The organism is Agromyces sp. NPDC056965 (assembly GCF_042673425.1).
Lineage (GTDB): Bacteria > Actinomycetota > Actinomycetes > Actinomycetales > Microbacteriaceae > Agromyces.
Genome location: NZ_JBHURI010000065.1, coordinates 1 through 25,025 on the forward strand (window position 1 = coordinate 1; position 25,025 = coordinate 25,025).

Annotated in this window: 24 protein-coding genes; 18 read left to right on the forward strand and 6 right to left on the reverse strand. The window is 70.4% G+C overall.

The features are described from left to right. Positions 1–35: 35 nt before the first annotated feature. Entirely contained in the window at positions 36–425 is a 390-nt protein-coding gene (locus ACFTQE_RS15225; RefSeq protein WP_376925865.1) for a VOC family protein, read from the reverse strand. A gap of 105 nt (positions 426–530) precedes the next feature. Here ACFTQE_RS15225 and ACFTQE_RS15230 point away from each other — a divergent pair, with 105 nt between their 5' ends. Genes ACFTQE_RS15230 through ACFTQE_RS15240 form a run of 3 tightly spaced genes read left to right on the forward strand, consistent with a single transcriptional unit; the run spans position 531 to position 2,462 of the window. Then, on the forward strand, positions 531–1,523 hold the full coding sequence (locus tag ACFTQE_RS15230; protein ID WP_376925866.1) for a helix-turn-helix transcriptional regulator: 993 nt from the start codon (positions 531–533) through the stop codon (positions 1,521–1,523). Between the two features lie 37 nt (positions 1,524–1,560). Then, complete coding sequence (locus tag ACFTQE_RS15235; RefSeq protein ID WP_376925867.1) at positions 1,561–2,148, forward strand: DUF308 domain-containing protein; 588 nt, start codon at positions 1,561–1,563, stop codon at positions 2,146–2,148. Then, positions 2,145–2,462 carry an amino acid transporter gene (locus tag ACFTQE_RS15240; RefSeq protein WP_376925868.1) on the forward strand — a complete coding sequence of 106 codons (318 nt, stop codon included), beginning with the start codon at positions 2,145–2,147 and terminating at the stop codon, positions 2,460–2,462. Before ACFTQE_RS15235 ends, ACFTQE_RS15240 begins: the two co-directional genes overlap by 4 nt. A gap of 59 nt (positions 2,463–2,521) precedes the next feature. On the opposite strand, the gene ACFTQE_RS15245 is transcribed toward ACFTQE_RS15240, so the two are convergent. The 3 genes from ACFTQE_RS15245 to ACFTQE_RS15255 all read right to left on the reverse strand — a co-directional run bounded on the left by ACFTQE_RS15245 (position 2,522) and on the right by ACFTQE_RS15255 (position 8,266). Continuing rightward, positions 2,522–6,100, reverse strand: coding sequence for an OmpL47-type beta-barrel domain-containing protein (locus ACFTQE_RS15245; RefSeq protein ID WP_376925869.1), 3,579 nt, complete (start codon positions 6,098–6,100; stop codon positions 2,522–2,524). A gap of 259 nt (positions 6,101–6,359) precedes the next feature. Beyond that, positions 6,360–7,742, reverse strand: a complete 1,383-nt coding sequence (purB, locus tag ACFTQE_RS15250) for an adenylosuccinate lyase (protein WP_376925870.1) — start codon at positions 7,740–7,742, stop codon at positions 6,360–6,362. After that, complete coding sequence (locus ACFTQE_RS15255; protein WP_376925871.1) at positions 7,739–8,266, reverse strand: low molecular weight protein-tyrosine-phosphatase; 528 nt, start codon at positions 8,264–8,266, stop codon at positions 7,739–7,741. Before ACFTQE_RS15255 ends, purB begins: the two co-directional genes overlap by 4 nt. A 96-nt stretch (positions 8,267–8,362) precedes the next feature. Here ACFTQE_RS15255 and ACFTQE_RS15260 point away from each other — a divergent pair, with 96 nt between their 5' ends. The 3 genes from ACFTQE_RS15260 (at position 8,363) to ACFTQE_RS15270 (ending at position 11,239) form a co-directional block, all read left to right on the forward strand. Further along, complete coding sequence (locus ACFTQE_RS15260; protein WP_376925872.1) at positions 8,363–9,262, forward strand: aminoglycoside phosphotransferase family protein; 900 nt, start codon at positions 8,363–8,365, stop codon at positions 9,260–9,262. 97 nt (positions 9,263–9,359) lie between these two features. Next, positions 9,360–9,725: a hypothetical protein gene (locus ACFTQE_RS15265; protein ID WP_376925873.1), complete on the forward strand. Its 366-nt coding sequence runs from the start codon at positions 9,360–9,362 to the stop codon at positions 9,723–9,725. Continuing rightward, positions 9,710–11,239: a hypothetical protein gene (locus tag ACFTQE_RS15270; protein WP_376925874.1), complete on the forward strand. Its 1,530-nt coding sequence runs from the start codon at positions 9,710–9,712 to the stop codon at positions 11,237–11,239. The genes ACFTQE_RS15265 and ACFTQE_RS15270 overlap by 16 nt, the downstream gene beginning before the upstream one ends. Here the strand turns inward: ACFTQE_RS15270 and ACFTQE_RS15275 are convergent. Continuing rightward, positions 11,202–11,588 (reverse strand): phage holin family protein, encoded by a 387-nt coding sequence (locus tag ACFTQE_RS15275; protein WP_376925875.1) that lies wholly within the window; start codon positions 11,586–11,588, stop codon positions 11,202–11,204. The genes ACFTQE_RS15270 and ACFTQE_RS15275 overlap by 38 nt on opposite strands. A 50-nt stretch (positions 11,589–11,638) precedes the next feature. On the opposite strand from ACFTQE_RS15275, the gene ACFTQE_RS15280 reads away from it, so the two are divergent. The 4 genes from ACFTQE_RS15280 to ACFTQE_RS15295 all read left to right on the forward strand — a co-directional run bounded on the left by ACFTQE_RS15280 (position 11,639) and on the right by ACFTQE_RS15295 (position 16,462). Then, positions 11,639–12,763, forward strand: a complete 1,125-nt coding sequence (locus ACFTQE_RS15280) for a histidinol-phosphate transaminase (protein WP_376925887.1) — start codon at positions 11,639–11,641, stop codon at positions 12,761–12,763. A gap of 16 nt (positions 12,764–12,779) precedes the next feature. Beyond that, positions 12,780–13,922 carry a thiamine pyrophosphate-dependent dehydrogenase E1 component subunit alpha gene (locus ACFTQE_RS15285; RefSeq protein WP_376925876.1) on the forward strand — a complete coding sequence of 381 codons (1,143 nt, stop codon included), beginning with the start codon at positions 12,780–12,782 and terminating at the stop codon, positions 13,920–13,922. A gap of 95 nt (positions 13,923–14,017) precedes the next feature. Then, positions 14,018–14,977: an alpha-ketoacid dehydrogenase subunit beta gene (locus tag ACFTQE_RS15290; protein ID WP_376925888.1), complete on the forward strand. Its 960-nt coding sequence runs from the start codon at positions 14,018–14,020 to the stop codon at positions 14,975–14,977. A gap of 72 nt (positions 14,978–15,049) precedes the next feature. Beyond that, positions 15,050–16,462 (forward strand): dihydrolipoamide acetyltransferase family protein, encoded by a 1,413-nt coding sequence (locus tag ACFTQE_RS15295; protein WP_376925877.1) that lies wholly within the window; start codon positions 15,050–15,052, stop codon positions 16,460–16,462. A 42-nt stretch (positions 16,463–16,504) separates the two neighbouring features. Here ACFTQE_RS15295 and ACFTQE_RS15300 read toward each other — a convergent pair whose 3' ends face one another. Then, positions 16,505–16,990 (reverse strand): GNAT family N-acetyltransferase, encoded by a 486-nt coding sequence (locus tag ACFTQE_RS15300; protein WP_376925878.1) that lies wholly within the window; start codon positions 16,988–16,990, stop codon positions 16,505–16,507. 155 nt (positions 16,991–17,145) lie between these two features. Here ACFTQE_RS15300 and ACFTQE_RS15305 point away from each other — a divergent pair, with 155 nt between their 5' ends. The 8 genes from ACFTQE_RS15305 (at position 17,146) to ACFTQE_RS15340 (ending at position 24,909) form a co-directional block, all read left to right on the forward strand. Beyond that, positions 17,146–18,261, forward strand: coding sequence for a metal ABC transporter substrate-binding protein (locus tag ACFTQE_RS15305; protein ID WP_376925879.1), 1,116 nt, complete (start codon positions 17,146–17,148; stop codon positions 18,259–18,261). A gap of 5 nt (positions 18,262–18,266) precedes the next feature. Continuing rightward, positions 18,267–19,055 carry a metal ABC transporter ATP-binding protein gene (locus ACFTQE_RS15310; protein WP_376925880.1) on the forward strand — a complete coding sequence of 263 codons (789 nt, stop codon included), beginning with the start codon at positions 18,267–18,269 and terminating at the stop codon, positions 19,053–19,055. A 47-nt stretch (positions 19,056–19,102) separates the two neighbouring features. Further along, positions 19,103–19,999, forward strand: a complete 897-nt coding sequence (locus tag ACFTQE_RS15315; RefSeq protein WP_376925881.1) for a metal ABC transporter permease — start codon at positions 19,103–19,105, stop codon at positions 19,997–19,999. Beyond that, on the forward strand, positions 19,999–20,841 hold the full coding sequence (locus ACFTQE_RS15320) for a metal ABC transporter permease (protein ID WP_376925882.1): 843 nt from the start codon (positions 19,999–20,001) through the stop codon (positions 20,839–20,841). Before ACFTQE_RS15315 ends, ACFTQE_RS15320 begins: the two co-directional genes overlap by 1 nt. After that, the gene (locus ACFTQE_RS15325) at positions 20,838–21,239 is read left to right on the forward strand and encodes a Fur family transcriptional regulator (protein WP_376925883.1); all 402 of its coding nucleotides are present in this window, start codon (positions 20,838–20,840) and stop codon (positions 21,237–21,239) included. Before ACFTQE_RS15320 ends, ACFTQE_RS15325 begins: the two co-directional genes overlap by 4 nt. Before the next feature lie 360 nt (positions 21,240–21,599). Beyond that, the gene (locus tag ACFTQE_RS15330; protein ID WP_376925884.1) at positions 21,600–23,012 is read left to right on the forward strand and encodes a glycine betaine/L-proline ABC transporter ATP-binding protein; all 1,413 of its coding nucleotides are present in this window, start codon (positions 21,600–21,602) and stop codon (positions 23,010–23,012) included. Next, the gene (locus tag ACFTQE_RS15335; protein WP_376925885.1) at positions 23,009–23,932 is read left to right on the forward strand and encodes an ABC transporter permease; all 924 of its coding nucleotides are present in this window, start codon (positions 23,009–23,011) and stop codon (positions 23,930–23,932) included. The genes ACFTQE_RS15330 and ACFTQE_RS15335 overlap by 4 nt, the downstream gene beginning before the upstream one ends. Before the next feature lie 83 nt (positions 23,933–24,015). Next, entirely contained in the window at positions 24,016–24,909 is an 894-nt protein-coding gene (locus ACFTQE_RS15340; protein WP_376925886.1) for a glycine betaine ABC transporter substrate-binding protein, read from the forward strand. Positions 24,910–25,025: the final 116 nt, after the last annotated feature.

Genomic DNA, 25,025 nt, shown 5'->3' on the forward strand with positions numbered 1-25,025 from the left:
GCGGTGAGCCTGCGCTCACCGCCCGACGGCGCCGGTCAGCGCCCGGCGAGCACGTCGAGGTAGTGCTGGTTGAACATCACGCCGAGGATGTTGCCGAACGGGTCGACGACCGAGGCCGTGGTGAATCCGGGGCCGCGCTCCATCGGCGGTTGGTACGGCGCGCCGCCGAGCGAGAGCAGGCGTTCGTAGGTCGCCGTCACGTCGTCGACGGCCCAGTAGATGATCTCGCCGGCCGGGACATCCGATGCGGTGGGGCGGTAGGCCGCGTCGATGATGCCGAGCTCGTGCTGGTAGTCGCCGACGCGGAACTCCACGTAGCCCGGGCGGTGGAAGTACGGCTCGGCGCCGAGCACCTCGGTGTACCAGGCGGTGGCCGCCTCGAGGTCGGCGGCGTAGTAGCTGACGGTGGCGAATCCCCTGAGCACGAGCGGCTCCTTTCGAGCGGTTCCCCGGCGGTTCCGAGGTGATGAGTACAGTCTCGAACGCAGAAGTGCTCACCTTCTGACTACTTTTCCGACGACAATGGAATCATGCGCGCAGACCGCCTCGTGGCAGTGCTCCTCACCCTGCAGGCGCGGGGGCGGGTGACCGCCGCGCAGCTCGCCGAGGAGCTCGAGGTCTCGATCGCGACGGCCCGACGCGACCTCGAGGCGCTGTCGGCTGCCGGCATCCCCGTGTATCCCCAGGCCGGCCGCGGCGGCGGATGGCAGCTGCTCGGCGGCGCCCGCACCGATCTGAGCGGCCTGTCGTCGAACGAGGCGCGCGCCCTGTTCCTGCTGGTGGGGCCCGCGGCCTCCGTCGATCCGGAAGCGAAGGCCGCACTGCGGAAGCTCGTGCGCGCCCTGCCCGAGACCTTCCGAACCCACGCCGAGGCGGCAGCGGAGGCGGTCGTCATCGACCCCGGGGAGTGGGGGCGGCCGACCCCTGCCCGGCCCGCGCTGCTCCCCGTGCTCGAATCGGCGATCGTCGATCGGGTGCGACTCCGCATCCGGTACGCCGCGTGGAACCGGGAGCCCGCGGATCGCACCGTCGACCCGTGGGGGCTCGTGCAGAAGCAGGAGCACTGGTACCTGCTCGGCGGGGTCGACGGCACCGAGCGCACCTACCGCGTCGACCGGATGCTCGACGCGGCGCGAACCGAGGAGCGCGCCGAGCGCCCCGACGACCTCGACCTCGCCGAGATCTGGGAGCGGGTCACCGCTGCGGTCGAACGGCAGCGCGCCGCCGCGACGGCGACCATCATCGTCGACTCCGGCATCGTGCCGCTGCTGCACACGCAGTTCGGCCAGCGCGCGATCGACGAGGCGCAGCTCGATCCCGGGCGCTCCCGCGTCGTCGTGACCGCCCCGACCGAGGTCGTCATCGCGCGCGGACTCGCCGGCTGGGCCGAGTACCTCGAGGTCGTCGAGCCCGAGTCGCTCCGCCGCGAGCTGCACCGGCTGGGCGCGGCCATGGTCGCCCGGAACGCACCCGGCGGCGATGCCGCGCGGGCCACGGACTCGGCGCCCGCGCCGCCAACGTAGGATGGATCGGTACCCCAACCGATGTGAAAGAGGTCAAGTGGCCATCGCAGCCGCTCCCGAAGGCGCCCGTTATTGGGTCGTCCCGGTCGTCCGCGGCATCCTGGCACTCGTGCCCGCCGCCGCCATCACCTTCTCGCAGAACCACTCCCCCGAGTTCGGGCTCCTGGTCTTCGGCCTCTGGGCCGTCGTCTCGGGGCTCGTCACCGGTGCGCTGTCGCTGCGATTCACTGAAGAGCGCGGCATCCGCTCGTTCTTCGTGATCGCGGCCGTCGTGACCGTCGCCGCCGGTCTGCTGGCGCTCACCGTGCAGGGCGGGCTGCCGTTCCTGCTCTACCTCGTGAGCGTGTGGGCCGCGATCACCGGCGTCCTCGAGCTGTTCGCCGGCCTGCGTGCGCGCGGCCGCACCCCGGCGGCTCGCGACTGGATCGCCGCCGGCGCGTTCACCGCGATCCTCGCGCTCGTGTTCCTCGCGATCCCGCTCGACGCCGTCACCGCGGTCGGCCTGCTCGGCGGCTACCTCGTCATCCTCGGCGTCTACCTCCTGATCGGAGGGTTCTCGCTGAAGTGGGCCACCAGCCCAGCGGATGCCGCGCCCGACGCCCCCGGAACGGAGCAGACCTCGTGACCAACACCCCCGGTGAGTACAAGCCGAGCCGGCGCGACGTGCTCCGCCCCATCGAGTACGTCGGCGGCGCGGCGATCGCCGCGATCTTCACGGGCCTGGTCGTGCTGATCACCGCACGCGAGCCCGTTCTCGCGCTCATCATCGCCGGTATCGCGTTCATCGTCGTGCTCATGACGCTCGCCCTGCTCTCGATGGCGATCAAGCCCAACGCCGAGGAGACGGCCGAGATCGACGGCCCGGCACCGGCCGCCCCGGAGGCCGCGAAGCCCGACGAGACCGACGGCCCCGCAGCACCCGAGACGCCCGGCCACTGACGCAAGGGGCCTGAACCCGGTGGAACACCGGATCCAGGCCCATGCAGTGTCGTGCTGGGCTACCAGATCAGCATCGGTACCGGCACCGCGGATGCATCGGCGAACGGTGCCGTGCCGTCGAACGTCGCCCGGAGCACGTGCACGCCCCGGTCGAGTTTCGGCAGCTTCACGCTGAACCGTCCCTTGTCGCTCGCCGCGATCTCGACCGTGGCGAGAACGCGAGACCCCTCGGTGATGGTCAGCGTGCCCACCGGCTTCGAACCGTCGCCGGCGAAGACCTGACCCAGGTACTTCACCTGGGAACCGGACTTCGCGATGAGCTTGCTCGGCAGGCCGATCACGAAGGTGCCGACGGTGGCATCCTCCTCGATCCTGACGGTGATGCCGACCTCCTCGGAGACGTTGCCCGCCGCGTCGGTGGCTCGTGCCGTGACCGTGGTGACACCGGGTTCGGTGATGACGATCGGCCCGGTGTACGCCTGCCATCCGGCTCCGGTCGAGTACTCGATCGCGGGAGCCGCGTCGATGTCGTCGGTCGCCGTCGCCGTGACGGTGACGTCTCCGGTGAACCACCCCGAGGCCGGCTCCGACGGTGACGTCGCGAGCGTCACCTCCGGGGCTTCGACGTCGCCCGGCTCAGCCGCCGGGTGGGTCTTGAACGCATCCACGATCATGTAGTCGCCCGACTTCATCGTGCCGGTGATCGTGTGCACGCCCGGAGCGAGATCGCTGATCGACAGCACCGTCTGCTGGTGCAGCCTGCTGGCGTTGTGGAAGGACTGCGTGGTGAAGGGCTCACCGTCGATGGCGATCTCGACATCGCCGAGGTCGGTGTTGACCTGGGAGATGATGTCGATTCCGGTTCCGTTGAACGCGAGCTCCCACGAGTCGCCGAGGTTCTGCGTCGCGTCGATGTCGTCGAGCCATGCGCTCGCGCCGCCGCGCCCGGCATCGCGCCAGATCCACGATTCCCGGGTCGGGGCCGCAGCAGTCCGGTAGACGACGCCCGAGGTGTTGTTGAGGATCTCCGCCTCGGCGGGCTTGACGAGTTCGACCGCGACGTTCGTCGAGGCGCGGCGCACGTCGAGCTCGATCGATGCTCCGGCGGGCAGGGCGTTGTAGGCCTGCCAGAAGGAATTGCGCTGCTCGGTGACCTCGACGCCGTTGATCGAGCGCACGAGGTCGTCGGCCTGCAGACCGGCGGTCGCGGCGAGGCTGCCGGCCGGAACCGAGTTGAACTTCACGCCCTTGTAGTCGCTGATCGCGTACGACGACTGTTCGGCCTTGGTGGTGATGTTCGTGATGGAGGAGCCCCAGATCGTCTCCACGTACTTGCGTCGTGCGAGGTCGACGGGGTCGGGGCCGGTCGTGCCCGTCGGGAGCACGGCTTCGGGGGGCAGTGCACCACCGGGGGCGCCGAAGCCCGTCATCGGGATGTTCCGGTACCCGAGCGACAGGGCGGGCGAGGTGTCCGCGACCGTGAAGTCGTAGTTCGCCGTCGGGTCGCCGTCGACGAACACCGGGTCGCCGACCGCCGAATCCCGATCCATCCCCGCGCCGTACCACGACGTGGCCGTGTTGATGGTGGCGCCGTCCGACGACAGCCGCTCCGAGGCGCCGCCCTTCGGCCGGACGTCGATCGCTGCTCCGGCGTTCCAGAAGAGGTTCTTGCCGATCGTGTACTTCGCGCTGACGGGGTCGTTCAGGACGTTGTTGTACGGGAGGCCGCCGAGGGTGACGTTCTGCTCGATGACATCGCCGCCCGGCATGTAGCTCACCTGCTCGAAGGTCGACCCGTCGAGGATGAGGTTGTTGCGCAGGGTCCGGTCGAATCCGTCGCGGAGCTTGACGCCGCCCTTGAGCAGGACGTTGTTCGTCATCACGAAGTTGGATGAGCCGTCGTCGAGGTCGATCGCCCAGTCGCCGTCGTGCCAGAACCGGTTGTGGTCGATCGTGATCGGCTCGACGACGTCGAGCTTCATCATGGCCCGGGCCTGTTCGGCCGTCAGCGCCCCACCGGTGTTGCCCATGAACGTGACGCCGTCGGCGAGGCTCGCGAACGCGTTGTTGGCGGCTCCGGTCTTCCAGAACCGACTGCGTCCCCACGAGTTGATCGAGCCGTTGTCGCCGGTCTCGCGCACGCAGTCGAAGATGTCGTTGTCCTGGATGAGGTGCCCGCCCCACGTGTTGTCGGAGAAGTTCAGGCACGCGCGGGGGCTGTCGGACAGCGAGTTCCCACGCACCGTGACGTCGAGGGCCATCGCGATGTTGACCGACGAGGTCTGCTTCTCGTAGCGCCCGTTGTTGCGCATGACGTTGCCCTCGATGAGCACGTCGCGCGGGTAGTCCTCGGTCTTCGGTCCGCTCTCGAGGTCGGTGATGCGAGGCGTCGTGAAGTAGTTGTCGGCGTAGTCGCGCACCGCGTCGGGCGAGCCCGCGACGTGGACGTCGGTCGCGCCGTTGTTCTCGAACCGGCTGGCGGTGATCGCGGTGTCGCTGTTGTAGCCGTCGAGGAAGATGCCGTTGCCGCCGAGATCGGTGAACGAGGACTTCGTGAACGTCACGTTCCGGCTGTTCTTCACGGTCGCCGCGCCCTTGCGCACGACGGACCAGTCACCCCGGGAGAGGTTGACGAACTCGTTGTTGAAGAGCGTGCGGTGGGTTCGTTCGAAACTCAGGTTCTCGAAGGTGATGTCGTGGATCGGATCGGCCGCGGACGCGCCCGTCAGGGTGACGAGTTCGTCGAGCTCGCCGACCTCGATGCTGGTGGTCGTGAGGTCGACGCCCGGTGCGGGCTTCAGGTAGAGCTTGTCGGCGGCGCGGTCGAGGAACCACTCGTTCGCGGCATCGAGCTCCTCGCGGATGTTCTCCACCATGACCGCATCGGCCTTCAGCGGCTGGGTCGCGTTGCAGTCCTGCGGGCGGTTGTTGTCGCCGACGAAGCTCAGGTCGAGCGCATCGCCGGTCCGTCCGGCGATCGTGAACGAGACACTGCCCCAGTCGTGGCAGTGCATCGCGCGAACGTAGCCCGTGGACGGCTCGGCCCAGTCGGCGGAACGCGAGTTCAACGTCGACAACGTCGTCGTGCCCTCGAGGCGGGGGGCGGCGTCGTCCCAGTTCGGGTACCGGGCCATGACCTGGCGGACATCGTCGACGAAGAGCTCGTCGAAGTCGATGCCGGCGGGCACGTCCGTCACCATGATGCTCGGATCGGCCTCGGTCGGACTCCACTCGCCCACGAGCTCGCGGCCGCCGTTGAGGGTGGCTCCCTCGCCGGCGCCGACCCAGCGCACCGGGGCTCCGGCGCTGCCCGAGTCGGCGTTCGTGAGGGCCAGCGTCGAATCGAGGTAGTAGTCGCCTTCGGCGAGTTCGACCGTGACCGGCCCGCCGCCGGCGACGGCGTCGCGGACGAGCTCCTGCGCCCGGGTCAGCGATTTCACGGGCGCCGCAGCGGACGTGCCTGCGGCGGTGTCGTCACCGGTCGTGGCGACGAAGACGGTGACCGCTTCCGCCGCATACGCGGGCAGAGCGGGCAGAGCTGAGAGGACGAGGGCGGCGAGGCCCACGCCGGCGATCGTCGGATGAAGGACATGTCGTAGTGGAGCGGCGTTCGCCCCGCGGGCAGGTTGGTCAGTCACGAGAACTCCCTTGTTCGTTGTGCACCAAGCTCGACATCGAATTAAACATCCGATCTCTAGCGCCACGCTAGGGAACCCCGTGTGAGAAAGTCAACCCTCCTTGCGGATGATCCCCTTGAAACCTCCGATGTCATCCAGGCGGATGTCGGGGAGTCGCCGGAGTCGCCGCGACCATGGGGGCATGCTCGCGCGCGGGTGTGCGCACCCGACGGAGCACCCGAGGGAGGCGCACATCCCGCGACGCGGGTTGAGCCCGGGATCAGCCGAGGCGGTCGACGAGCTCCGAGGCGATGCCGGTGTAGGAGCCCGGGGTGAGCGCGAGCAGTCGCTGCTTCGCGTCGTCGCCGATCTCGAGCGAGTTCACGAACTCGGCGAGCTCGGCTGCGCCGACGCGCTTGCCGCGGGTGAGCTCCTTGAGCATGGCGTAGGGGTCGGCGATCGTCGAGCGACCGGCGACGACCTCTGCACGGATCACCGTCTGGATCGCCTCGCCGAGCACCTCCCAGTTGCCATCGAGGTCGGCGGCGAGCACGGCGAGGTCGAGGTCGATCTCGCCGAGGCCGCGCTGGATGTTGTCGAGTGCGAGCATCGAGTGCCCGAAGCCGACGCCGATGTTGCGCTGCGCGCTCGAGTCGGTCAGGTCGCGCTGCATGCGGCTCGTCACGAGGGTCGCGGCCAGCGAATCGAGCAGGGCGGAGGAGAGCTCGAGGTTCGCCTCGGCGTTCTCGAAGCGGATCGGGTTGACCTTGTGCGGCATCGTCGACGAGCCGGTCGCGCCGGGCGCGGGGATCTGGCGGAAGATGCCGAGCGAGATGTAGGTCCAGATGTCGGTGGCGAGGTTGTGCAGCACGCGGTTCGCGTGCGAGATCTTGCCGTAGAGCTCGGCCTGCCAGTCGTGCGACTCGATCTGGGTGGTGAGCGGGTTCCACGTGAGGCCGAGCGACTCGACGAACTCGCGGGAGACCTCGGGCCACGAGACATCCGGAGCTGCCACGACGTGCGCCGAGAAGGTGCCGGTCGCACCAGAGAACTTGCCGAGGTACTCGGTCGCCTCGATCTGGCGCTCGATGCGGCGCAGGCGGTAGGCGAAGACCGCCAGCTCCTTGCCCATGGTCGACGGCGTCGCCGGCTGGCCATGGGTGCGCGACAGCATCGACGCGTCGCGGTGCTCGCGGGCGAGCGATTCGATCGTCTCGATCACGGCGCGGTACTTCGGCAGCCAGACGCCCTGCACGGCGTCGCGCACCGTGATCGCGTAGGAGAGGTTGTTGATGTCTTCACTCGTGCAGGCGAAGTGCGTGAGCTCGGCGATCGCGTCGAGGCCGAGGTCGCTGAGGCGGCGGCGCACGTAGTACTCCACGGCCTTGACGTCGTGCCGGGTGGTGGCCTCGAGGCTCGCGAGCTCGTCGATGTCGGGCTGGCCGAAGTCGGCCACGACCTGGCGCAGGCTCGACTTCTGGTGGTCGGTCAGCGGGGAGGTGCCGAAGAAGCCGCGGTCGGTCTGGGCGATCAGCCACTCGACCTCGACGTGCACGCGCGCCCGGTTGAGGCCGGCCTCTGAGAGGTGCTCGCCGAGCTCTCCGACCGCCGAGCGGTAGCGACCGTCGAGGGGGCTGAGCGGCTGGGGAGGCAGCGAAGTCATCGGATTCCTTGTCTGAGTGCTGGTGCGAGTTGCCGGAAGAGCGCCGACGTCGACCGTTCAATCATCTCAAGTACTCGATCGAACATCGGTTCGTCGGAGTAGTAGGGGTCGGGGACGTCGTGCAGCTCGGTCGATTCGGGCTCGAATTCGAGGAGCATCCGCACCTTCTCCTGCTCGGCGGGACCGGGCGCCCAGTTCCGCAGGATGCGCGCCTGTCCGCGGTCGAAGGCGACGACGAGGTCGAGTCGCGGGAAGTCGGTCGCCTCGAACTGGCGGGCGCGGTGGTGGCGACCGTCGTAGCCGGCGCGTTCGAGCGCATCGATCGTGCGCCGGTCGGCGGGCTCGCCGACGTGCCAGTCTCCGGTAGCAGCCGACTCGATCGCCAGGCGGTCGCTGAGCCCGGCGTGCTCGGCCTGCGCGCGCAGCACCACCTCGGCCATCGGTGAGCGGCAGATGTTGCCGGTGCACACGAATGAGACCCGGAACGGCGGCGCGTCGTCCCCCGCGGAATCCGCTCGCGTCATGGGTTCCATTGTGGACGACATCGGGCGATCCCACAGCACCAATTCGGGGGCGGTACGCTGGGCGGTCGAGCGTGGCGGAGAGAGGGGGTGGGCACGATGACGGATGCCCCCGAGCCCGACATCGTCGTCGACGAAGCGCTCGCGGAGGCGTTGGTGGCGTCGCAGCACCCCGACCTGGCCGGCCGGGTCGTGCTGGTCGCGAACGGCTGGGACAACGCGATGTTCCGGCTCGGCGAGCACCACCTGGTGCGGTTGCCGCGCCGCACGATCGCCGCGGGCCTCGTGCTGCACGAACAGCGCTGGCTGCCATCGATCGCCGCGCGCGTCTCGGTGCCGGTGCCCGCGCCCGAGCGGATCGGGCGCCCGGCCCCCGAACTCGGGTTCGACTTCCCATGGAGCATCCTGCCGTGGTTCGACGGGGTGAGCGCGGCCGATGTGGAGCCCTCGGCGCGAGCCGCGGCGGCCACGCCGCTCGCGGCGTTCGTCGCAGAGCTCGGTGTCGCCGCGCCCGCCGAGGCCCCAGGCAACCCGTATCGGGGCGTGCCGCTCGCGGAGCGCGACGAGGTCGTGCGAGGAAGGTTCGAGCGCGGGCTCGCGGTGCAGCCCGAAAAAATCGAGGCGCTGCGCGCCGTCTGGGACCGTGGACTGGCCGCGGCGGAATGGTCGGGACCGCCGGTGTGGCTGCACGGCGACCTGCATCCGGCGAACCTCGTGCTCGCGACATCCGGAGACCTCGCGGCCGTGGTCGACTTCGGCGACGTCTGCGCCGGCGACCCGGCGTGCGATCTCGCGACGGCCTGGCTCGGCTTCGACGCCCTCGATCGCGCCGTCTTCCGTTCAGAGGTCGACCGCCTTCGCGAGACGGATGCCGCGATGTGGGACCGCGCCCGTGCCTGGGCGCTCGTGCTCGGCAGCGCGATCGTCGACACGATCGGCACCGGCGGGCGACTCGGTCGCGTGGGCGTGCAGGCGCTGGACGCGGTGCTCGTCGACTGAGGCGGCACTCCTCCTCCACAGGAGGCCACCGGCATCGCAGGGGCTGCAACCGCCGTCGCGGAGTCGATCGGGTCAGCGGCTCCGCGACACTCGTCGCATGCTCGATTCCGATCCGTACGCACTCGCCGTGAAGGGCACCGCGCTGACGCTCGATCGCATCGACGACGCCAGGGCGCATCTCCTCATGCTCCGGTCGCTGCTGGCCGAGGTGCAGGAGTCCGTGCACCGGCTCGTGCCGCCGACGACCGGGGTCTGGAGGTCCGCAGCAGCTGACGGATACGTACGCGGTCTCGACGACCTCCGCGCGCGCGTGCTCGCCGCGCGCGATGGGCTCGTCGACGCCGAGGCGGCGCTCGTCGAGCGGATCCGTCGCATGGAGCGCCAGCTCGACGTGCAGCGCGCGACACTCGTCGAGCACTCCGCGCCGACCACCCGAACCGATGCCGCGTGGACGACGCGCTGACCCTCAGCGGCGGCGGATCCACCGCCGTCGCGACCGACGAGCTCTTCGCCGACGCCGCACGTCTGGGCAGCGCAGAGGCCGTCGTGGCGGACTGGCACGAACGCACGCGGGTCATCAGCCGCGGCCTCATCGAACTCGACCTCTCGGAACCGGCGGCAGGGCCCTCGGACCTGTCCTCCCCGACGTGGAGCATGGCGGTGGCGATGGCCCGACTGCGCGAAGCGTCCGACATCGCCGGGTGGCTGCGGGAGGCGCTGACCGAGAGCGCCGAGCGCTACGGCGCCACCGAGGGGGCGGTGGCGGCGATCTGGCGGATCGCCGGCGGGCCGCTGGCATGGCTCCTGGGCGGCGTGGCCGTGCTCCCAGGGGTCCTGATCGGTGGCGGTGCGCTCGCCGGCATCATCGCCGGCGCGAACGCACTCGGCTGGCGCACACCGCTCGAGACGTGGCTCGCCGACCGGAGGGGAATGCTCTCCGACCCTGCGTTCGTGCGTGCGGTGCGCATCGCAGCGGACTCGACCGACGAACTCGTCGCCGGCGGGCTCCGGGTGCCGGCCGGGCTCGCCGTCGGCGTCGGCGCCGAGATCCGGGCCCCCGAGTCCGCGTCGATCGCCCTCGGCGTCGCCGGGCTGTTCGGCACCACGCTCGGCAGCCGGTTCCTCGTCGACGGGCCCGTTCGAGTGAGCCGCCCGATCCCCGACGGGCGCGGCGATCGGAGCGCGGGAGCCCGCGCGGCCCGCACCGACGCGCATCCGCTGGAGGGACCGGTGCCCGCGCCCACCGGCGTCGCCGACCTCGTCGACCGCATTCCGCCCACCGACGCCGGAGCGCAGATCCGGGTCGAGCGCTACGGCGACCCGACCGACCCGCGGTGGATCGTCTACCTCGGTGGAACGGTCGACTTCACGACGACCGCCGGCGCGGAGACCAACGACATGACGAGCAACCTGCACGGAATCGCCGACGACTCGGCGCTCGACGCCCTGCGCATCGCCGGCGCCGACTCCGCGGCGCTGGAACGCGCCGCCCGTCTGGCCCTCGTCGAGGCCGGGGCGCGGCCGGGAGACCCGCTCCTGCCCGTCGGGTACTCGGGCGGCGGCATCGCGGCTGCGGCGCTCGCAGGCGATCCCGAACTCGACGTCGTCGCCGCGGTGAACGTCGGCGGCCCGGTCGCGTCGGCGGAGCTCCGTGACGGAGTGCCCCTGCTCTCGGTCGAGCACGAGGAGGACCTCGTTCCCGCGGTCGGCGGTTCGGGACATCCGTCGCCCGACCGGCTCACCGTCTCGCGGAGCGTGCTCGAGGCGGGCGTCGAGTACGACGACGCGGTGCCGGCCCACCAGCTCGAGCGCTATCAGGAGACGGCGGCACTGATCGACGCCTCCGACGAGGCACGGCTCAGGGCGTTCCGCGAGCAGGTCGCGGAGTTCACCGGCAGCGGCGCAGGCGAGATGACGCGGTGGGTCGCGACCCGGGAGCTCAGTCCTTCGACACCGGACGCAGCACGAGGCCGATGAGCCAGCTGATGAGGCCGAGCACGAGCGCCCCGAGCACGCCCCACCAGAAGCTCTCGACCACGAGACCGAAGCCCATGAGCTCGCTGATCCAGTCGACGAGCAGCAGCAGGAGGCCGTTGACGATGAAGGAGATGAGGCCGAGGGTCAGCACGTAGAGCGGGAACGCGACGATCCTGATGAGGTTGCCGATGAAGGCGTTCACGAGACCGAAGATGAGCGCGACGAGCAGGTAGGTGAGCACCGTCGCCACCTCGGTGTCCTCATAGGGCACGACGCTGACGCCCGACACGATGAGGGTCGTGAGCCAGAGGGCGAGCGCGATGACGATGACCTTGACGATGAACCGCATGGCACCACTCTGTCAGACGAGGCCGCTGAGAACGAAGGAGTACGGTGGAAATCGTGACCGCACCGGAGCCCACGGGGGCGCGCGTACGCCTGCGCCCCGAGATCGCCGCCCTTCCGCCGTACCGTCAGGGGCGCCCCGCGCCCGCCGACGGCTTCAAGCTCTCGAGCAACGAGAACCCGTTCGGCCCGCTGCCCTCGGTGGTCGACGTCGTCGCCGCAGCTGCGCACGACATCAACCGGTACCCCGATGCCACGGCGCTTGCCCTCCGCGAACGACTGGCCGAGCGCTTCGGCGTCACCGCCGACGAGGTGCTCGTCGGCGCCGGTTCGGTCGCGCTCCTCGCCCAGTTCATCCTCGCTGCGGCAGCCCCCGGCGACGAGGTCGTCTACTCCTGGCGCTCGTTCGAGGCCTACCCCGGCCTCGTCACGGTCGCGGGCGCCACGAGCGTGATGGTGCCGAACCGCGCCGATCACGGTCACGACCTCGACGCGATGGCCGACGCGATCACCGATCGCACGCGCGTCGTCATCGTCTGCTCCCCGAACAACCCCACGGGTGTCGTCGTGACCGCCGCCGAGTTCGAGGCGTTCATGGCGCGGGTGCCCGCCGACCGACTCGTGCTGCTCGACGAGGCCTATGCCGAGTTCGTGCGGGGCGACGGCAGCGCCGTCGACGCCGTCGACGGCAGCACGCTCATCGGCCGATACCCGAACCTCGTGGTGCTCCGCACCTTCTCGAAGGCCTACGGCCTCGCTGGGCTGCGCGTGGGCTACGCGATCGGTCCCGTCGAGCTGCTCGACGCGGCTCGCGCGACCGCGATCCCCCTCGGGGTCACGGCCGCCGCGGCATCCGCTGCCATCGCTTCGCTCGAGCCGGTGGCCGAGGCCGAGCTGCTCGAGCGCGTCGGCGCGATCGCCGACCGGCGCGACCGCGTGCACGCCGCCCTCGTGGCGCAGGGCTGGCCGGTGCCGACCGCCCGCAGCAACTTCGTCTGGTTGCCCGCCGGGGACGCGACCGCCGCCGTCGCCGAGCGCCTGTTCGACGCCGGGATCGTGACGCGCGCCTTCGCTCCCGATGGCATCCGCATCTCGATCGGTGAAGAAGAATCTGTGGAGATCCTCCTCACGATTCTGGGTGAGCTTGTACCGGGCTCACAAGAAGGGCACCCGCAGTAGCGGGTAGCGTGGAACGGTGGCAGCCCGCGAAAGAGAGTTCACCGCACCGACGGTCCAGCTCCTGACCCCCGAGGGCGACCTTCGTCCCTCCCCCGAGGCCGAGGCCTACCTCCCGCTCGTCGAGGCGTTGAGCGATGCCGAACTGCAGCGCTTCTACCGCGACATGGCGGTCTCGCGCCGCGTCGACGTGGCCGGGGCGAACCTGCAGCGGCAGGGCCAGCTCGCCCTGTGGGTGCCGAGCCACGGTCAGGAGGCGGCGCAGGTCGGCTCCGCGCACGCGGCCCGCCCGCAAGACCATCTCTTCCCGTCGTACCGCGAGCACATCGTCGGCATGATCCGCGGGCTCGACCTCGCTCGCATCTTCGCGCTGCTGCGCGGCGCCACCCTCGGCGGCTGGAACCCCGAGGAGAACGGCAACTTCCACCTCTACACGCTCGTGCTCGCGTCGCAGACGCTGCACGCGACGGGCTACGCGATGGGGCTCCAGTTCGACGGCGCGACCGCGACGGGCGACCCCGAGACGGATGCCGCCGTGCTCGTGTACTACGGCGACGGCTCGACGTCGCAGGGCGATGCGAACGAGGCGCTCGTCTTCGCCTCGAGCTACCAGACGCCGCAGGTCTTCTTCATCCAGAACAACCAGTGGGCGATCTCGGTGCCCGTCGCGCGGCAGTCGCGGAGCCCGCTGTCGCTGCGCGGCGGCGGCTTCGGCATGCCGGGCGTGCGCGTCGACGGCAACGACGTGCTCGCGAGCTACGCGGTCACCCGTCAGTCGCTCGAGGAGGCGCGCGCCGGCGACGGCCCGAGCCTCATCGAAGCCGTGACGTACCGCATGGGCGCCCACACCACGGCCGACGACCCCACGAAGTACCGCACCGACGACGAGGTGGCCTACTGGGAGGCGCGCGACCCGATCCCGCGCTACCGCACGTGGCTCGAGGGCCGCGGGGCATCCGCTTCGTTCTTCGCCGACGTCGACGCGGAGGCGAACGACATCGCCGCCGACCTGCGGCGCCGCGCGCTCGAACTGCCGGCGCCGACGCGCGAGGCGATCTTCGAGCACGTCTACAGCGAGCCGCACCCGCTCATGGTCGAGCAGGCCGCATGGCTCGAGAACTTCGAGACCTCGTTCGAGGGCCCGGCAGGGGGCGCGGCATGAGCGCCCGCACCGAAGAGGAGAACCACGTGACGAATGTCGCGAGCGACACGCCCTCGACCGGCGAGGCGCCCGTGCGCGGCGTGCAGACGCTCTCGATGGCCAAGGCCATCAACGCGGGCCTCCGCGAGGCGCTCCGCGCCGACGAGAAGGTGCTGCTCATGGGCGAGGACATCGGCCCGCTCGGCGGCGTCTTCCGCGTGACCGAGGGGCTCTCGGCCGAGTTCGGCGAGCGTCGCATCCTCGACACCCCGCTCGCCGAGTCGGCGATCGTCGGCACCGCGATCGGACTCGCGATGCGCGGCTACCGCCCGGTGATCGAGATCCAGTTCGACGGGTTCATCTTCCCCGCGTTCGACCAGATCACCACCCAGCTCGCGCGCCAGACGGTGCGCCACGACGGCACCCTCTCGATGCCCGTCGTGATCCGCGTGCCCTACGGCGGCCACATCGGCTCCATCGAGCACCACCAGGAGAGCCCCGAGGCGTACTTCGCGCACACCCCGGGCCTGCGCGTGGTGAGCCCGTCGAACCCGCACGACGCGTACTGGATGATCCAGGAGGCGATCCGCTCCGACGACCCCGTGCTGTTCTTCGAGCCGAAGAGCCGCTACTGGCCGAAGGGCCCCGTCGACCTCGACCACGCCGGCCTGCCGCTGCACGCGAGCCGGGTCATGCGCCAGGGCACCGACGTCACCGTCGTCGGCCACGGCGCGATGATCGCGACGCTGCTGCAGGCGGCCGACATCGCCGAGACCGAGGGCCGCAGCATCGAGGTCGTCGACCTGCGCTCGCTCTCCCCCATCGACTACGGGCCGCTGCTCGAATCGGTGCACCGCACGGGGCGTCTCGTCGTCGCACAGGAGGCGTACGGCAACGTCTCCGTCGGCTCCGAGATCGCCGCGACGGTCGCCGAGCGGGCGTTCTACTCGCTCGAGGCGCCGGTACTGCGGGTGTCGGGCTTCGACACCCCGTTCCCGCCGGCCGCCCTCGAGACCGAGTACCTGCCGAGTCCCGACCGAGTGCTCGAGGCGGTCGACCGCGCCCTGGCGTACTGACGCGGAGCGGCGCCGCGCCGCGCCGCACTGACATGACGATGACGGCATAGACCGACTGCGAGGGTAAAGAGTATGAGCGAGATCCGATTCCCCCTCCCCGATGTCGGCGAGGGCCTCACCGAGGCCGAGATCGTGCAGTGGCGGGTCGCGCCCGGCGATCGCATCGCCCTCGACCAGGTCTTCGTCGAGATCGAGACCGCGAAATCGCTCGTCGAACTGCCGAGCGCATTCGAGGGCGTCGTCTCCGAACTGCTCGTCGAAGAGGGCAACACGGTCGACGTCGGCACGCCGATCCTGGTCATCCAGACGGATGCGGCGGGGCCCGCCTCCGACGCCCCGGCCGTCCCCGACGCAGGCATCGCGGCTGCGGTGCCCGCGGCGCCTGCGCCCGCGGCGCCTGCGCCCGCCGCTGCGGCAGCCGAGGAGAGCGGCGCGGTGCTCGTCGGGCACGGCAGCTCCGGGCCGGCGGCGACGCGGCGGAAGCGCCATGCCACGCCCGATGGAGCGCATGGTCACCTCGCACCCGTCACCGCTCCCCCGGTGCCGCCGGCGAACCCGAGCCCCGCGGCCGCGGTCGGCACCGCGGCATCCCCCGCCGTCGTTCCATCGCGGCCCGCGCCGCAGCTTCCGGTCATCGCGAAGCCGCCGATCCGCAAGCTCGCGAAGGACCTCGGCGTCGACCTGTCGCGCGTCGCGCCGACGGGCCCGATCGGCGACATCACGCGGGACGACGTGATCCGCGAGGCGAGCCAGGCGAGCGTGTTCCGCAACATCCAGACGCCGGAGCGGCCCGAGGGCCGCGAAGAGCGCATCCCGGTCAAGGGCGTGCGCAAGGCGATCGCGAGCGCGATGGTGCAGAGCGCCTTCCAGGCGCCGCACGTGAGCGTGTTCGTCGACGTCGACGCGAGCCGCACGATGGAGTACCTGAAGCGCCTGAAGGCCTCCCCCGACTACGCGGGCGTGCGCATCTCACCGCTCCTGATCATGGCCAAGGCGATGATCTGGGCCGTGCGCCGCAACCCGACGGTCAACGCCCAGTGGACCGACACCGAGATCGTCGTGAAGAACTACGTGAACCTCGGAATCGCCGCGGCCACGCCGCGGGGCCTCATCGTGCCGAACGTCAAGGAGGCCCAGGCGATGACGATGGTCGAGCTCGCCACTGCGCTCGAACAGCTCACGCTGACGGCGCGCGAGGGCAAGACGCAGCCCGCCGAGATGCAGAACGGCACGATCACGATCACGAACATCGGCGTCTTCGGCATGGACACGGGCACCCCGATCCTGAACCCCGGCGAGGTCGCGATCGTCGCGCTCGGCACGATCAAGCAGAAGCCGTGGGTCGTCGACGGCGAGGTGCGACCGCGATTCGTCACGACGATCGGCGCCTCGTTCGATCACCGCGTGGTCGACGGCGACGTGGCCTCGCGATTCCTCGCCGACGTCGCGTCGATCATCGAAGAGCCGGCGCTGCTGCTCGAGTAGGCGCTCGCGCCCCGCACTCGCTGTACGCAGCAGCGGCTGCGGCTACAGGTGCAGGTCGTAGGTGATCGCCTCGGCCGTTCGCGAGGACTGGGCGAACCCTGCCCCCTCGAGCGCTCGACGGGCCGGCAGGTTCGGCACCTCGGCCTCGGCGCGCAGGATGACCACGCCGGCCCCGCGCGCGAGTTCGACGACGGCCGCGACGGTGTACGTCGACAGCCCCTGCCCGCGCACGGCGGGCACGAGCCCGAACGCGAACTCGACGGCGCCGTCGTCGCCGGGCGGACCGAAGAGGTTCACTCCCCCGATCGCCGGGCCGTCTTCGCCTCGTCGAACGAGGTAGGGGCCGTACGGCGTCGGATCGCCGTTCTGCTGCACCATGCGGAGGTACTCGGCGAGCAGTTCGGGCTCGTCGGTGAAGGCGTACGCGCCTTCCCATCCGTCATGGGGGTCCACCTCGCCCGAGAGCACGCGCTCGGCATCGGCGACGGTGAACGGATGCAACGTGAGAGGAGCTGTCGTCGTATCCACGTGCTTCACTCTCCCACGTCGGTCGGACACTCGCCAGAGCTGTCCACAGGATGTCGCCGGAATACGTGGATCACCGGCTGATGTTCATTCAGTGTGTCCGAATCCGTCGCTTCATGGTTTTGACAATCATTATCAATAAGACGTACGGTGGGATCATGACCAACCGAAGCAGTGCCCTCCGTCGGCTGCCCGCGACACTCGCCGGCGGTGCCGTGCTCGCGACCGCGGCGTTGGCCCTCGCGGGGTGCTCGGCGCCCGCGGCATCCGGTGCATCGGGCGATGGCCCGAAGATCGTCGCGACGACGACCCAGGTCGGCGACTTCACTCGCGAGCTCGTGGGCGACAGCGCTCCGGTCACCCAGTTGCTCTCCCCCGGGCAGAGCGCCCACAGCTTCGATCCGTCGGCGGCGCAGCTCCTCGCGCTGTCCCAGGCCGACGCCCTCGTCGTCAACGGAGGCGGCCTCGAGAGCTGGCTCGACGACGCCGTGCAGGCCTCGGGCTTCGACGGCGCGCTCATCGACGCGAGCACGGGCATCGAGCTCCACGGCACCGACGACCACGACCACGACCACGACGACGCCGACGCCGCCGAGGCGCACGACGAGACCGAGGCGACGGACGCCGCAGACGATGCCGCCGACGCCGCCGATGCCGATCACGACGAGTCGGCCGATCACGACGGCCACGACCACGGCGCGGGCAACCCGCACATCTGGACAGACCCCGAACTCGCCGAGCAGATGTTCGAGAACATCGCCGACGGGCTCGCCGCCGTGCCGGGTGTCGACACCGCCGTCGTCGCGCAGAACGAGACCGCCTACCTGGCGAAGCTCGACGCACTCGACGAGTGGATCACCGAGAACGTCGAGACCGTGCCGGTCGCCGAGCGACTGCTCGTGACGAACCACGACGCCTTCACCTACTTCGTCGACGCCTACGACGTCACGTTCGTCGGCAGCGTGATCCCGAGCTTCGACGACAACGCCGAGCCGAGCGCCGCCGAGATCGATGCCCTCGTCGACCGCATCCGGGCGACCGGTGCCACGGCCGTGTTCTCCGAGGCATCCATCTCGCCGAAGGCAGCGGAGACGATCGCCGCCGAAGCCGGTGTCACCGTCTACTCCGGGTCCGATGCCCTCTACGGCGATTCCCTCGGCGTCGAGGGCAGCGACGGCGCCACCTACCTCGGCAGCCAGCTGCACAATGCGCGCCTCATCCTCGAGTCGTGGGGCGTCACTCCTACCGCGCTGCCCGAGGCACTGCAAGGATGACAGCCATGAACGACTCCCCCGTGCTGCGCCTCCGCGGCGCCGCGTTCACCCACCCCGGCGGCACGGGCGTCAGCGGCCTCGACCTCGACATCGCGTCGGGTGAGGCCGTCGCGCTCATCGGGCCGAACGGCGCGGGCAAGTCGACCCTGCTGAAGGGGATCCTCGGGCTCGTGCCGCGCACCGCTGGCACGATCGAATTCGGCACCCGTGGTTCCGACGGCGACCCCGCCGCATCGCATGCCGCGAACGGCATGGTCGGTTTCCTGCCGCAATCGGCGGACCTCGACCCCGACTTCCCGATCAGCGTCGAGCAGGTCGTGATGCAGGGCCGCTATCGCGGACTCGGCCTCCTCCGCTGGCCGGGCCGCGCCGATCGCGCCGCCGTGCGCGATGCGCTCGACACGGTCGGACTCGGCGAGCTCGCGAAGCGCCCGTTCGGCAAGCTCTCCGGCGGCCAGCGCCAGCGGGGCCTCCTCGCTCGCGCGCTCGCCTCCGATCCCAGGCTGCTGCTGCTCGACGAGCCGTTCAACGGCCTCGACCAGCCCAACCGCGACGCGCTCGTCGAGACGGTTCGAACGCTCAAGACCCGCGGAGTCGCGGTGCTCGTCTCGACGCACGACCTCGATCTCGCCCGTCGCGTCTGCGATTCGGTCGTGCTCGTCAACGGCACCCAGCTCGCGAGTGGGCCGGTCGACGACGTGCTCACCCTCAGCAACGTGCAGGAGTGCTTCGAGGGCGTCGAGGTCGAGATCGACGAGCACACCCTCGTTGTTCCCGGACACGAGGGCCACTGAATGCCGCACGCGACATATACCGGTCCGATCCGGCCGGGCGGTGACGGATGTCGCTGACCGACGCGCTCTTCGGCGCATTCGCCATCCCGTTCATGGGCCGGGCGCTCCTCGTCATGCTCGTGCTGGCAGTGGTCGCCGGGTTCGTCGGCGTGCTCGTGAACCTCAGGGGGCTCGAGTTCATCAGCGACGGCCTGACCCACGCCGTCTTCCCCGGACTCGCCATCGGACTCGCGGTCGGCGGCAGCGCCGGGCTCCTGCCGGGCGCTGCGATCGCCGCGCTCGCGGGTGCACTCGCGCTGACCTGGCTCGACCGCGCCGGCATCACCTCCGATGCGGCGATCGCGATCGTGCTGACCGCGACGTTCAGCGTCGGCGTCATCGTGGTCTCGCGCAGCGACGACTACGCCGGAGAGCTCGAGGCGCTGCTCTTCGGCCGCGTGCTGACGATCCCGCCCGCGGAGGTGCTGCCGCTCATCATCGTGAGCCTGCTCGCGCTCGGCATGGTGCTGCTCACGCTGAAGCAGCAGTTGTACCGCGCCTTCGACGCGAAGGGCAGCCGCGCCGCCGGCGACTCGGCGCTCGTGCTCGACCTCGTGCTCAATTCGGCGATCGCCCTCGTCGTGGTCGCCGCCGCCAGCACGATCGGCACACTGCTCGTGCTCGCGCTCCTGATCGTGCCGGGCGCGGTGGCCCGGCTCACGACCACGCGGATGTGGTGGCTGTTCCCCGTGGCGGCGGTCTTCGCAGCGGTCGCGGCCTGGCTCAGCCTGGCCCTCGGCTTCGCGATCTCGGTCGGCGCGGGCGTCGACGTGCCGGCCGGCAGCACGGTCGTCGCGGTCTTCGTGATCGGGTACGCGCTCGTGCTGCTCGTGAGCAGCGCGGTCGGGCGCTCCCGCACCCGAAAGGGCCGCCTCGCTCCCGTCGCGGCGGGGGAGGTGCGCTGATGGGGTACTTCGAGCGGGCGCTCATCGCCGCGATCATCATCGGTGCCGGCGCAGGGCTCGTGGGCAGCCTCGTGGTCGTGCGGCGTCGCACCTTCTTCGCACAGGCACTGACGCACGGCACCTACCCCGGCGCAGTGGCGGCCGCCGCACTCGGCGTGAGCGTGCCGGCCGGCGCCGCCGTGGCATCCGTCGTCCTCGTCGCCGTGATGGCGGGTATCGCCCGTGTGCGGCGGCAGGGCGCCCAGGTCGCCGCGGGCATCGTGCTGACCGGCGGCTTCGCCGCGGGTGCCCTGCTCCAGGCGCTGATCCCCGGACTCCCGGTGCGAGCCGAATCGCTGCTCATGGGCTCGATCCTCACGGTCAGCGACGGAGATATTCTGCTCGCGGCATCTGTTGCGATCGTCGCGGTCGTCTGCATCGCCCTGTTCGGCAAGGAGATCGCCTTCTCGACCTTCGATCCCGCCGGCTTCCGCGCCGCCGGGTACCGAGAATGGCCGATCGAGCTGCTCGTGCTCGGCCTCACCGCCGCGTCGGTCGTCAGTTCGCTCCCCGCCGTCGGCGCCATTCTCGCGATCGCCCTGATCGCGGCGCCCGCCGCAGCAGCCAGGCTCATCGTGCGCTCGTTCCGGGGGCTGCTCTTCGCCGCGCCCGTCATCGGTGCGGCCGCGGGAGTGCTGGGCGTGATCTCGTCGCGCATGTTCGAGATCGCGGCCGGTCCGGCGATCGCCCTCGCGGCCACGGCGTTCTTCCTGCTCGCGCTGGGCATCTCCAAGGTTCGGGGACTACCGTTGAACCGAGTCGCCATACCGGTGGAGACCGCGGAGGACGCACGGATCGCATGAAGCGCAACACTTGGCAGCGAGAGGCCGTTCGCGAAGCACTCGACGGCACCGAGGGCTTCATCAGCGCGCAGGCGCTGCACTCGACCCTGCATTCGAGCGGGTCGCCGATCGGCCTCGCGACGGTGTACCGCGCGCTCGGCGACCTCGCCTCGAGCGGCGAGGCCGATTCGCTGCAGTCGCCCGACGGCGAGGCGCTGTACCGCGCCTGCAGCACGACCGGGCACCATCACCACCTGATATGCCGCAACTGCGGGCTGACCGTCGAGATCGCCGCCGACGAGGTCGAGGCGTGGGCGAAGGCGGTCGCGGCCGAGCACGGGTTCACCGGCGCGGCGCACGTCGTCGACGTGTTCGGCCTCTGCGCCAACTGCACCGCGTTGCAGGCCGCGGGGGAGTAGCGCGCAGACAGGGGCAACGAAACCCCTGATCAACTCGGAATTCGCGCGACACGATTTGGGTTTGTCGTGACGACCTCGATACGGTGGACGTGGTCCTGCAAGACCGAATCGCCCAGTCCGCGCTTTTGCATTCCGAGATCGGCATGCAGAAACGTATGGTTCGGCGGCGTGGCATCCGGCCCCGATGGCCGGCTGCATGGAAGTCGTGTTTCGCCCGCGGTCGCAGCAAAGACCGGGGCTTGAGTCCAGACATCCGGATCGCCGTGAACCCGGCCGTGACCCACGAGTCAGCCCTGCCCGATTCCTGACCGCGCTCGTCCTTCGTGCGCGGTGTTCGGCGTGCGCTCCGGGAGCCTGTCCATGTCCGCAACACCAGCACTCGAGACCGAGGCACCAGCACTCTCGGTTCGTCGCCTCACCAAGTTCTTCGGGCGGAAGCCAAGGGAGGCGCTCGAGCGCCTTCGTGCCGGCGCGGGCCGCGCCGAGCTCGCGTCGCTCGGCACCGCCGCAGTGATCGACGCCGACTTCGATGTGCGGCGGGGCGAGATCTTCGTCGTCATGGGGCTCTCGGGCTCGGGCAAGTCGACGCTCATCCGCACGCTGAACGGCCTGCTCGAACCGACCGACGGCACCGTCACGGTGATGGGGGAGACCATCACCGGCATGTCGCCGAAGCGGCTCCGCGAGGTGCGTCGTCGCCACGTGTCGATGGTCTTCCAGCACTTCGCACTGCTGCCGCACCGCAACGTGCTCGAGAACGCCGCCTACGGCCTCGAGATCCAGGGCGTGGGCGCGACCGAGCGGCGTGAACGCGCCGAGCACATCCTCGGCCGAGTCGGCCTGGCCGGATGGGGCGACAAGATGCCAGCCGAGCTCTCGGGCGGCATGCAGCAGCGCGTGGGGCTCGCCCGGGCGCTGGCGTCGGACACCGACATCCTGCTCATGGACGAGGCGTTCTCGGCACTCGATCCGCTCATCCGCAAGGAGATGCAGGAGCAGCTCGTCGAACTGCAGCAGGAGCTCGGCAAGACGATCGTCTTCATCACGCACGACCTCAACGAGGCGATGTTCCTCGGCGACCGCATCGCCGTCATGCGCGACGGACGCATCGTCCAGCTCGGCACCGCCGAGGAGATCCTCACCGATCCCGCCGACGACTACGTGGCCCAGTTCGTGCAGGATGTCGACCGCTCGCGCGTGCTGACCGCCGGCAACGTCATGGAGGCGCCGCGTGCCGTCGTCACCGCCTCGGCCGGTCCGAGGGCGGCGCTGCGCTCGATGCGCGACCTGCAGACCTCGATGGTCTTCGTCGTCGGCGGCGGCCGACGCCTGCTGGGCGTCGTGCACGACCGCGACGTGCTGCGCCTCGTGCAGCGCGGTGAGCGATCGCTCGAGCCGGCGATCAGCGACGACCACCCCGTCGTCGGCGCCGACGAGCACCTCTCCGAGCTCTTCGAGAGCGCCGTCGAGAGCCAACTGCCGCTCGCGGTCGTCGACGACCAGGGGCGCCTGCTCGGCGCCGTGCCGCGCGTCACCCTGCTCGCAGCCCTCGGCAACGTCTCGTCGAACACGGGGGAGCACGCCGTCATCGAGACGCCCGCCACGATCCCGGTCGACGTCATCACCGCCACGCTGCACCGCACGTCTCGGCCCGACACGGCGATCGCCGACGCGGCCGACGCGAGCGCCGTGGCAGCGGCGGCGGCCGAGGCCGCCGACATCCGCGCCGAAGCCACGCGAGCGGAAGCCGCGGGGGAGAGGAGCCCGGTGTGAACGACTTCCGCCTTCCGCTCGGCGACTGGGCCGACGCCGCCATCCACTTCATCACCGACGTCTTCGGCGGGTTCTTCACGGTCGTGCGGAACGTCTTCGCCGGCTTCTACGACCTCGTCGACTTCGCCCTGCAGACGCCGCCGTTCTGGGTCGTCATCCTCGTGCTCGCGGCGATCGCCTGGCTCGCGAAGGGCTGGAAGCTCGCCATCGGCACCGCCCTCGGCCTCCTCGTGATCGTCGGCGTCGACCAGTGGGACAACGCCATGTCGACGCTCGCCCTCGTGCTCGTCGCCTCGCTCATCGCCGTGGTGATCTCGGTGCCGCTCGGCGTCCTCGCCGCCCGGTCCGACATGGCGTCGAGGATCATCCGCCCGATCCTCGACTTCATGCAGACGATGCCCGCGATGGTCTACCTGATCCCGGCGCTCATCCTCTTCCGAGTCGGCGTCGTGCCCGGCATCGTCGCGACGATCATCTTCGCGATGGCGCCCGGCGTCAGGCTCACCGAGCTCGGCATCCGCGGCGTCGACAAGGAGGTCGTCGAGGCCGGCCAGGCCTTCGGCTCCTCGCCGTGGCGCATCCTCCGCCAGATCCAGCTGCCGCTCGCGATGCCGAGCATCATGGCCGGCGTCAACCAGGTCATCATGCTCTCCCTCTCGATGGTCGTCATCGCGGGCATGGTCGGCGCAGGCGGGCTCGGCGGCGAGGTCGTGCAGTCGCTCACCCGCATCGACGTCGGCCTCGGCTTCGAGGCCGGGCTCTCCGTCGTGATCCTCGCGATCATCCTCGACCGGGTCACCGGTGCGCTCGGCACCCGGCGCAAGCCGGGCCGGCGACGCGGGCCGGCACCGGCGACGGATGCCTCGGAGCCGCTCGGGCCCGAGGCCGAACGGCTGCCCGCGGCATCCGCCACCGCCTGACCCGCGGCGAACGACTCGCCGTGCGGGATCGCGCGGCGCTCCCCAACACCCGTGACACAGCACACGGGAGGAAAGGAACACACATGAAGAAGCGCACGCTCACCGGAGCACTCGCACTCGGAGTGGTCTCCGCGCTCGCCCTCGGCGGCTGCGCCGCCGGTGCAGAGGCCGAGACCCTCGAGAACGGCGACGAGAAGTCCGTCACGATCGCCGTGTTCAACGGCTGGGACGAGGGCATCGCCGCGAGCGAGCTCTGGAAGGCCGTGCTCACCGAGCAGGGCTACGACGTCACGCTCGAGTACGCCGACCCCGCGCCGGTCTACTCCGGTCTCACGACCGACGACTACGACGTGACCCTCGACACGTGGCTGCCGATCACGCACGCCGACTACATCGAGCAGTACGGCGACGACCTCGTCGACCTCGGCGCCTGGAACGAGGACGCCAAGCTCACGATCGCCGTGAACGAGGACGCCCCGGTCGACTCGCTCGCCGACCTCGCCGCGAACGCCGAGCTGTTCGACAACCGCCTCGTGGGCATCGAGCCGGGCTCGGGCCTGAACCGGGTCACGACCGACGAGGTCATCCCCGCCTACGGCCTCGAGAAGATGGACTACCTGACGAGCTCGACGCCCGCGATGCTCGCGGAGCTGACCGCCGCGACCGAGAACGGCGAGAACGTCGCCGTGACGCTCTGGCGCCCGCACTGGGCCTACGACGCGTTCCCCATCAAGGACCTCGAGGACCCCGAGGGCGCGCTCGGCGACGCCGAGGGCATCCACTCGTTCGGGGGCAAGGGATTCGAGACGTCGCACCCGACCCTCGCGGGCTGGCTGAAGGACTTCACGATGGACTCCGAGCTGCTCTTCTCGCTCGAGAACGCGATGTTCAACGCCGACGGCTCCGACGACTACGCGCCGGCCGTCGAGCAGTGGATCGCCGAGAACCGGGACTTCGTCGACACGCTGACGAAGTAGCTCGCAGCCCTGACGCGAACAGGCGGGTGACGAGAGGGGGCGGATGCCGCGGCATCCGCCCCGTCCGGTCACCCGCCTCGCTCGTCTCCGAGCGTCGAGGGCCTACCCTCCGGGCG

What these genes read in the sequence shown, in the direction of transcription:
- ACFTQE_RS15295 (WP_376925877.1), top strand. Translation starts at nt 15,050, where the DNA reads ATGAGCGAGATCCGATTCCCCCTCCCCGATGTCGGCGAGGGCCTCACC.
- purB (WP_376925870.1), bottom strand. Translation starts at nt 7,742, where the DNA reads ATGACTTCGCTGCCTCCCCAGCCGCTCAGCCCCCTCGACGGTCGCTAC.
- ACFTQE_RS15310 (WP_376925880.1), top strand. Translation starts at nt 18,267, where the DNA reads ATGAACGACTCCCCCGTGCTGCGCCTCCGCGGCGCCGCGTTCACCCAC.
- ACFTQE_RS15260 (WP_376925872.1), top strand. Translation starts at nt 8,363, where the DNA reads ATGACGGATGCCCCCGAGCCCGACATCGTCGTCGACGAAGCGCTCGCG.
- ACFTQE_RS15230 (WP_376925866.1), top strand. Translation starts at nt 531, where the DNA reads ATGCGCGCAGACCGCCTCGTGGCAGTGCTCCTCACCCTGCAGGCGCGG.
- ACFTQE_RS15320 (WP_376925882.1), top strand. Translation starts at nt 19,999, where the DNA reads ATGGGGTACTTCGAGCGGGCGCTCATCGCCGCGATCATCATCGGTGCC.
- ACFTQE_RS15305 (WP_376925879.1), top strand. Translation starts at nt 17,146, where the DNA reads ATGACCAACCGAAGCAGTGCCCTCCGTCGGCTGCCCGCGACACTCGCC.
- ACFTQE_RS15315 (WP_376925881.1), top strand. Translation starts at nt 19,103, where the DNA reads ATGTCGCTGACCGACGCGCTCTTCGGCGCATTCGCCATCCCGTTCATG.
- ACFTQE_RS15330 (WP_376925884.1), top strand. Translation starts at nt 21,600, where the DNA reads ATGTCCGCAACACCAGCACTCGAGACCGAGGCACCAGCACTCTCGGTT.
- ACFTQE_RS15340 (WP_376925886.1), top strand. Translation starts at nt 24,016, where the DNA reads ATGAAGAAGCGCACGCTCACCGGAGCACTCGCACTCGGAGTGGTCTCC.
- ACFTQE_RS15265 (WP_376925873.1), top strand. Translation starts at nt 9,360, where the DNA reads ATGCTCGATTCCGATCCGTACGCACTCGCCGTGAAGGGCACCGCGCTG.
- ACFTQE_RS15290 (WP_376925888.1), top strand. Translation starts at nt 14,018, where the DNA reads ATGGCCAAGGCCATCAACGCGGGCCTCCGCGAGGCGCTCCGCGCCGAC.
- ACFTQE_RS15255 (WP_376925871.1), bottom strand. Translation starts at nt 8,266, where the DNA reads ATGACGCGAGCGGATTCCGCGGGGGACGACGCGCCGCCGTTCCGGGTC.
- ACFTQE_RS15325 (WP_376925883.1), top strand. Translation starts at nt 20,838, where the DNA reads ATGAAGCGCAACACTTGGCAGCGAGAGGCCGTTCGCGAAGCACTCGAC.
- ACFTQE_RS15275 (WP_376925875.1), bottom strand. Translation starts at nt 11,588, where the DNA reads ATGCGGTTCATCGTCAAGGTCATCGTCATCGCGCTCGCCCTCTGGCTC.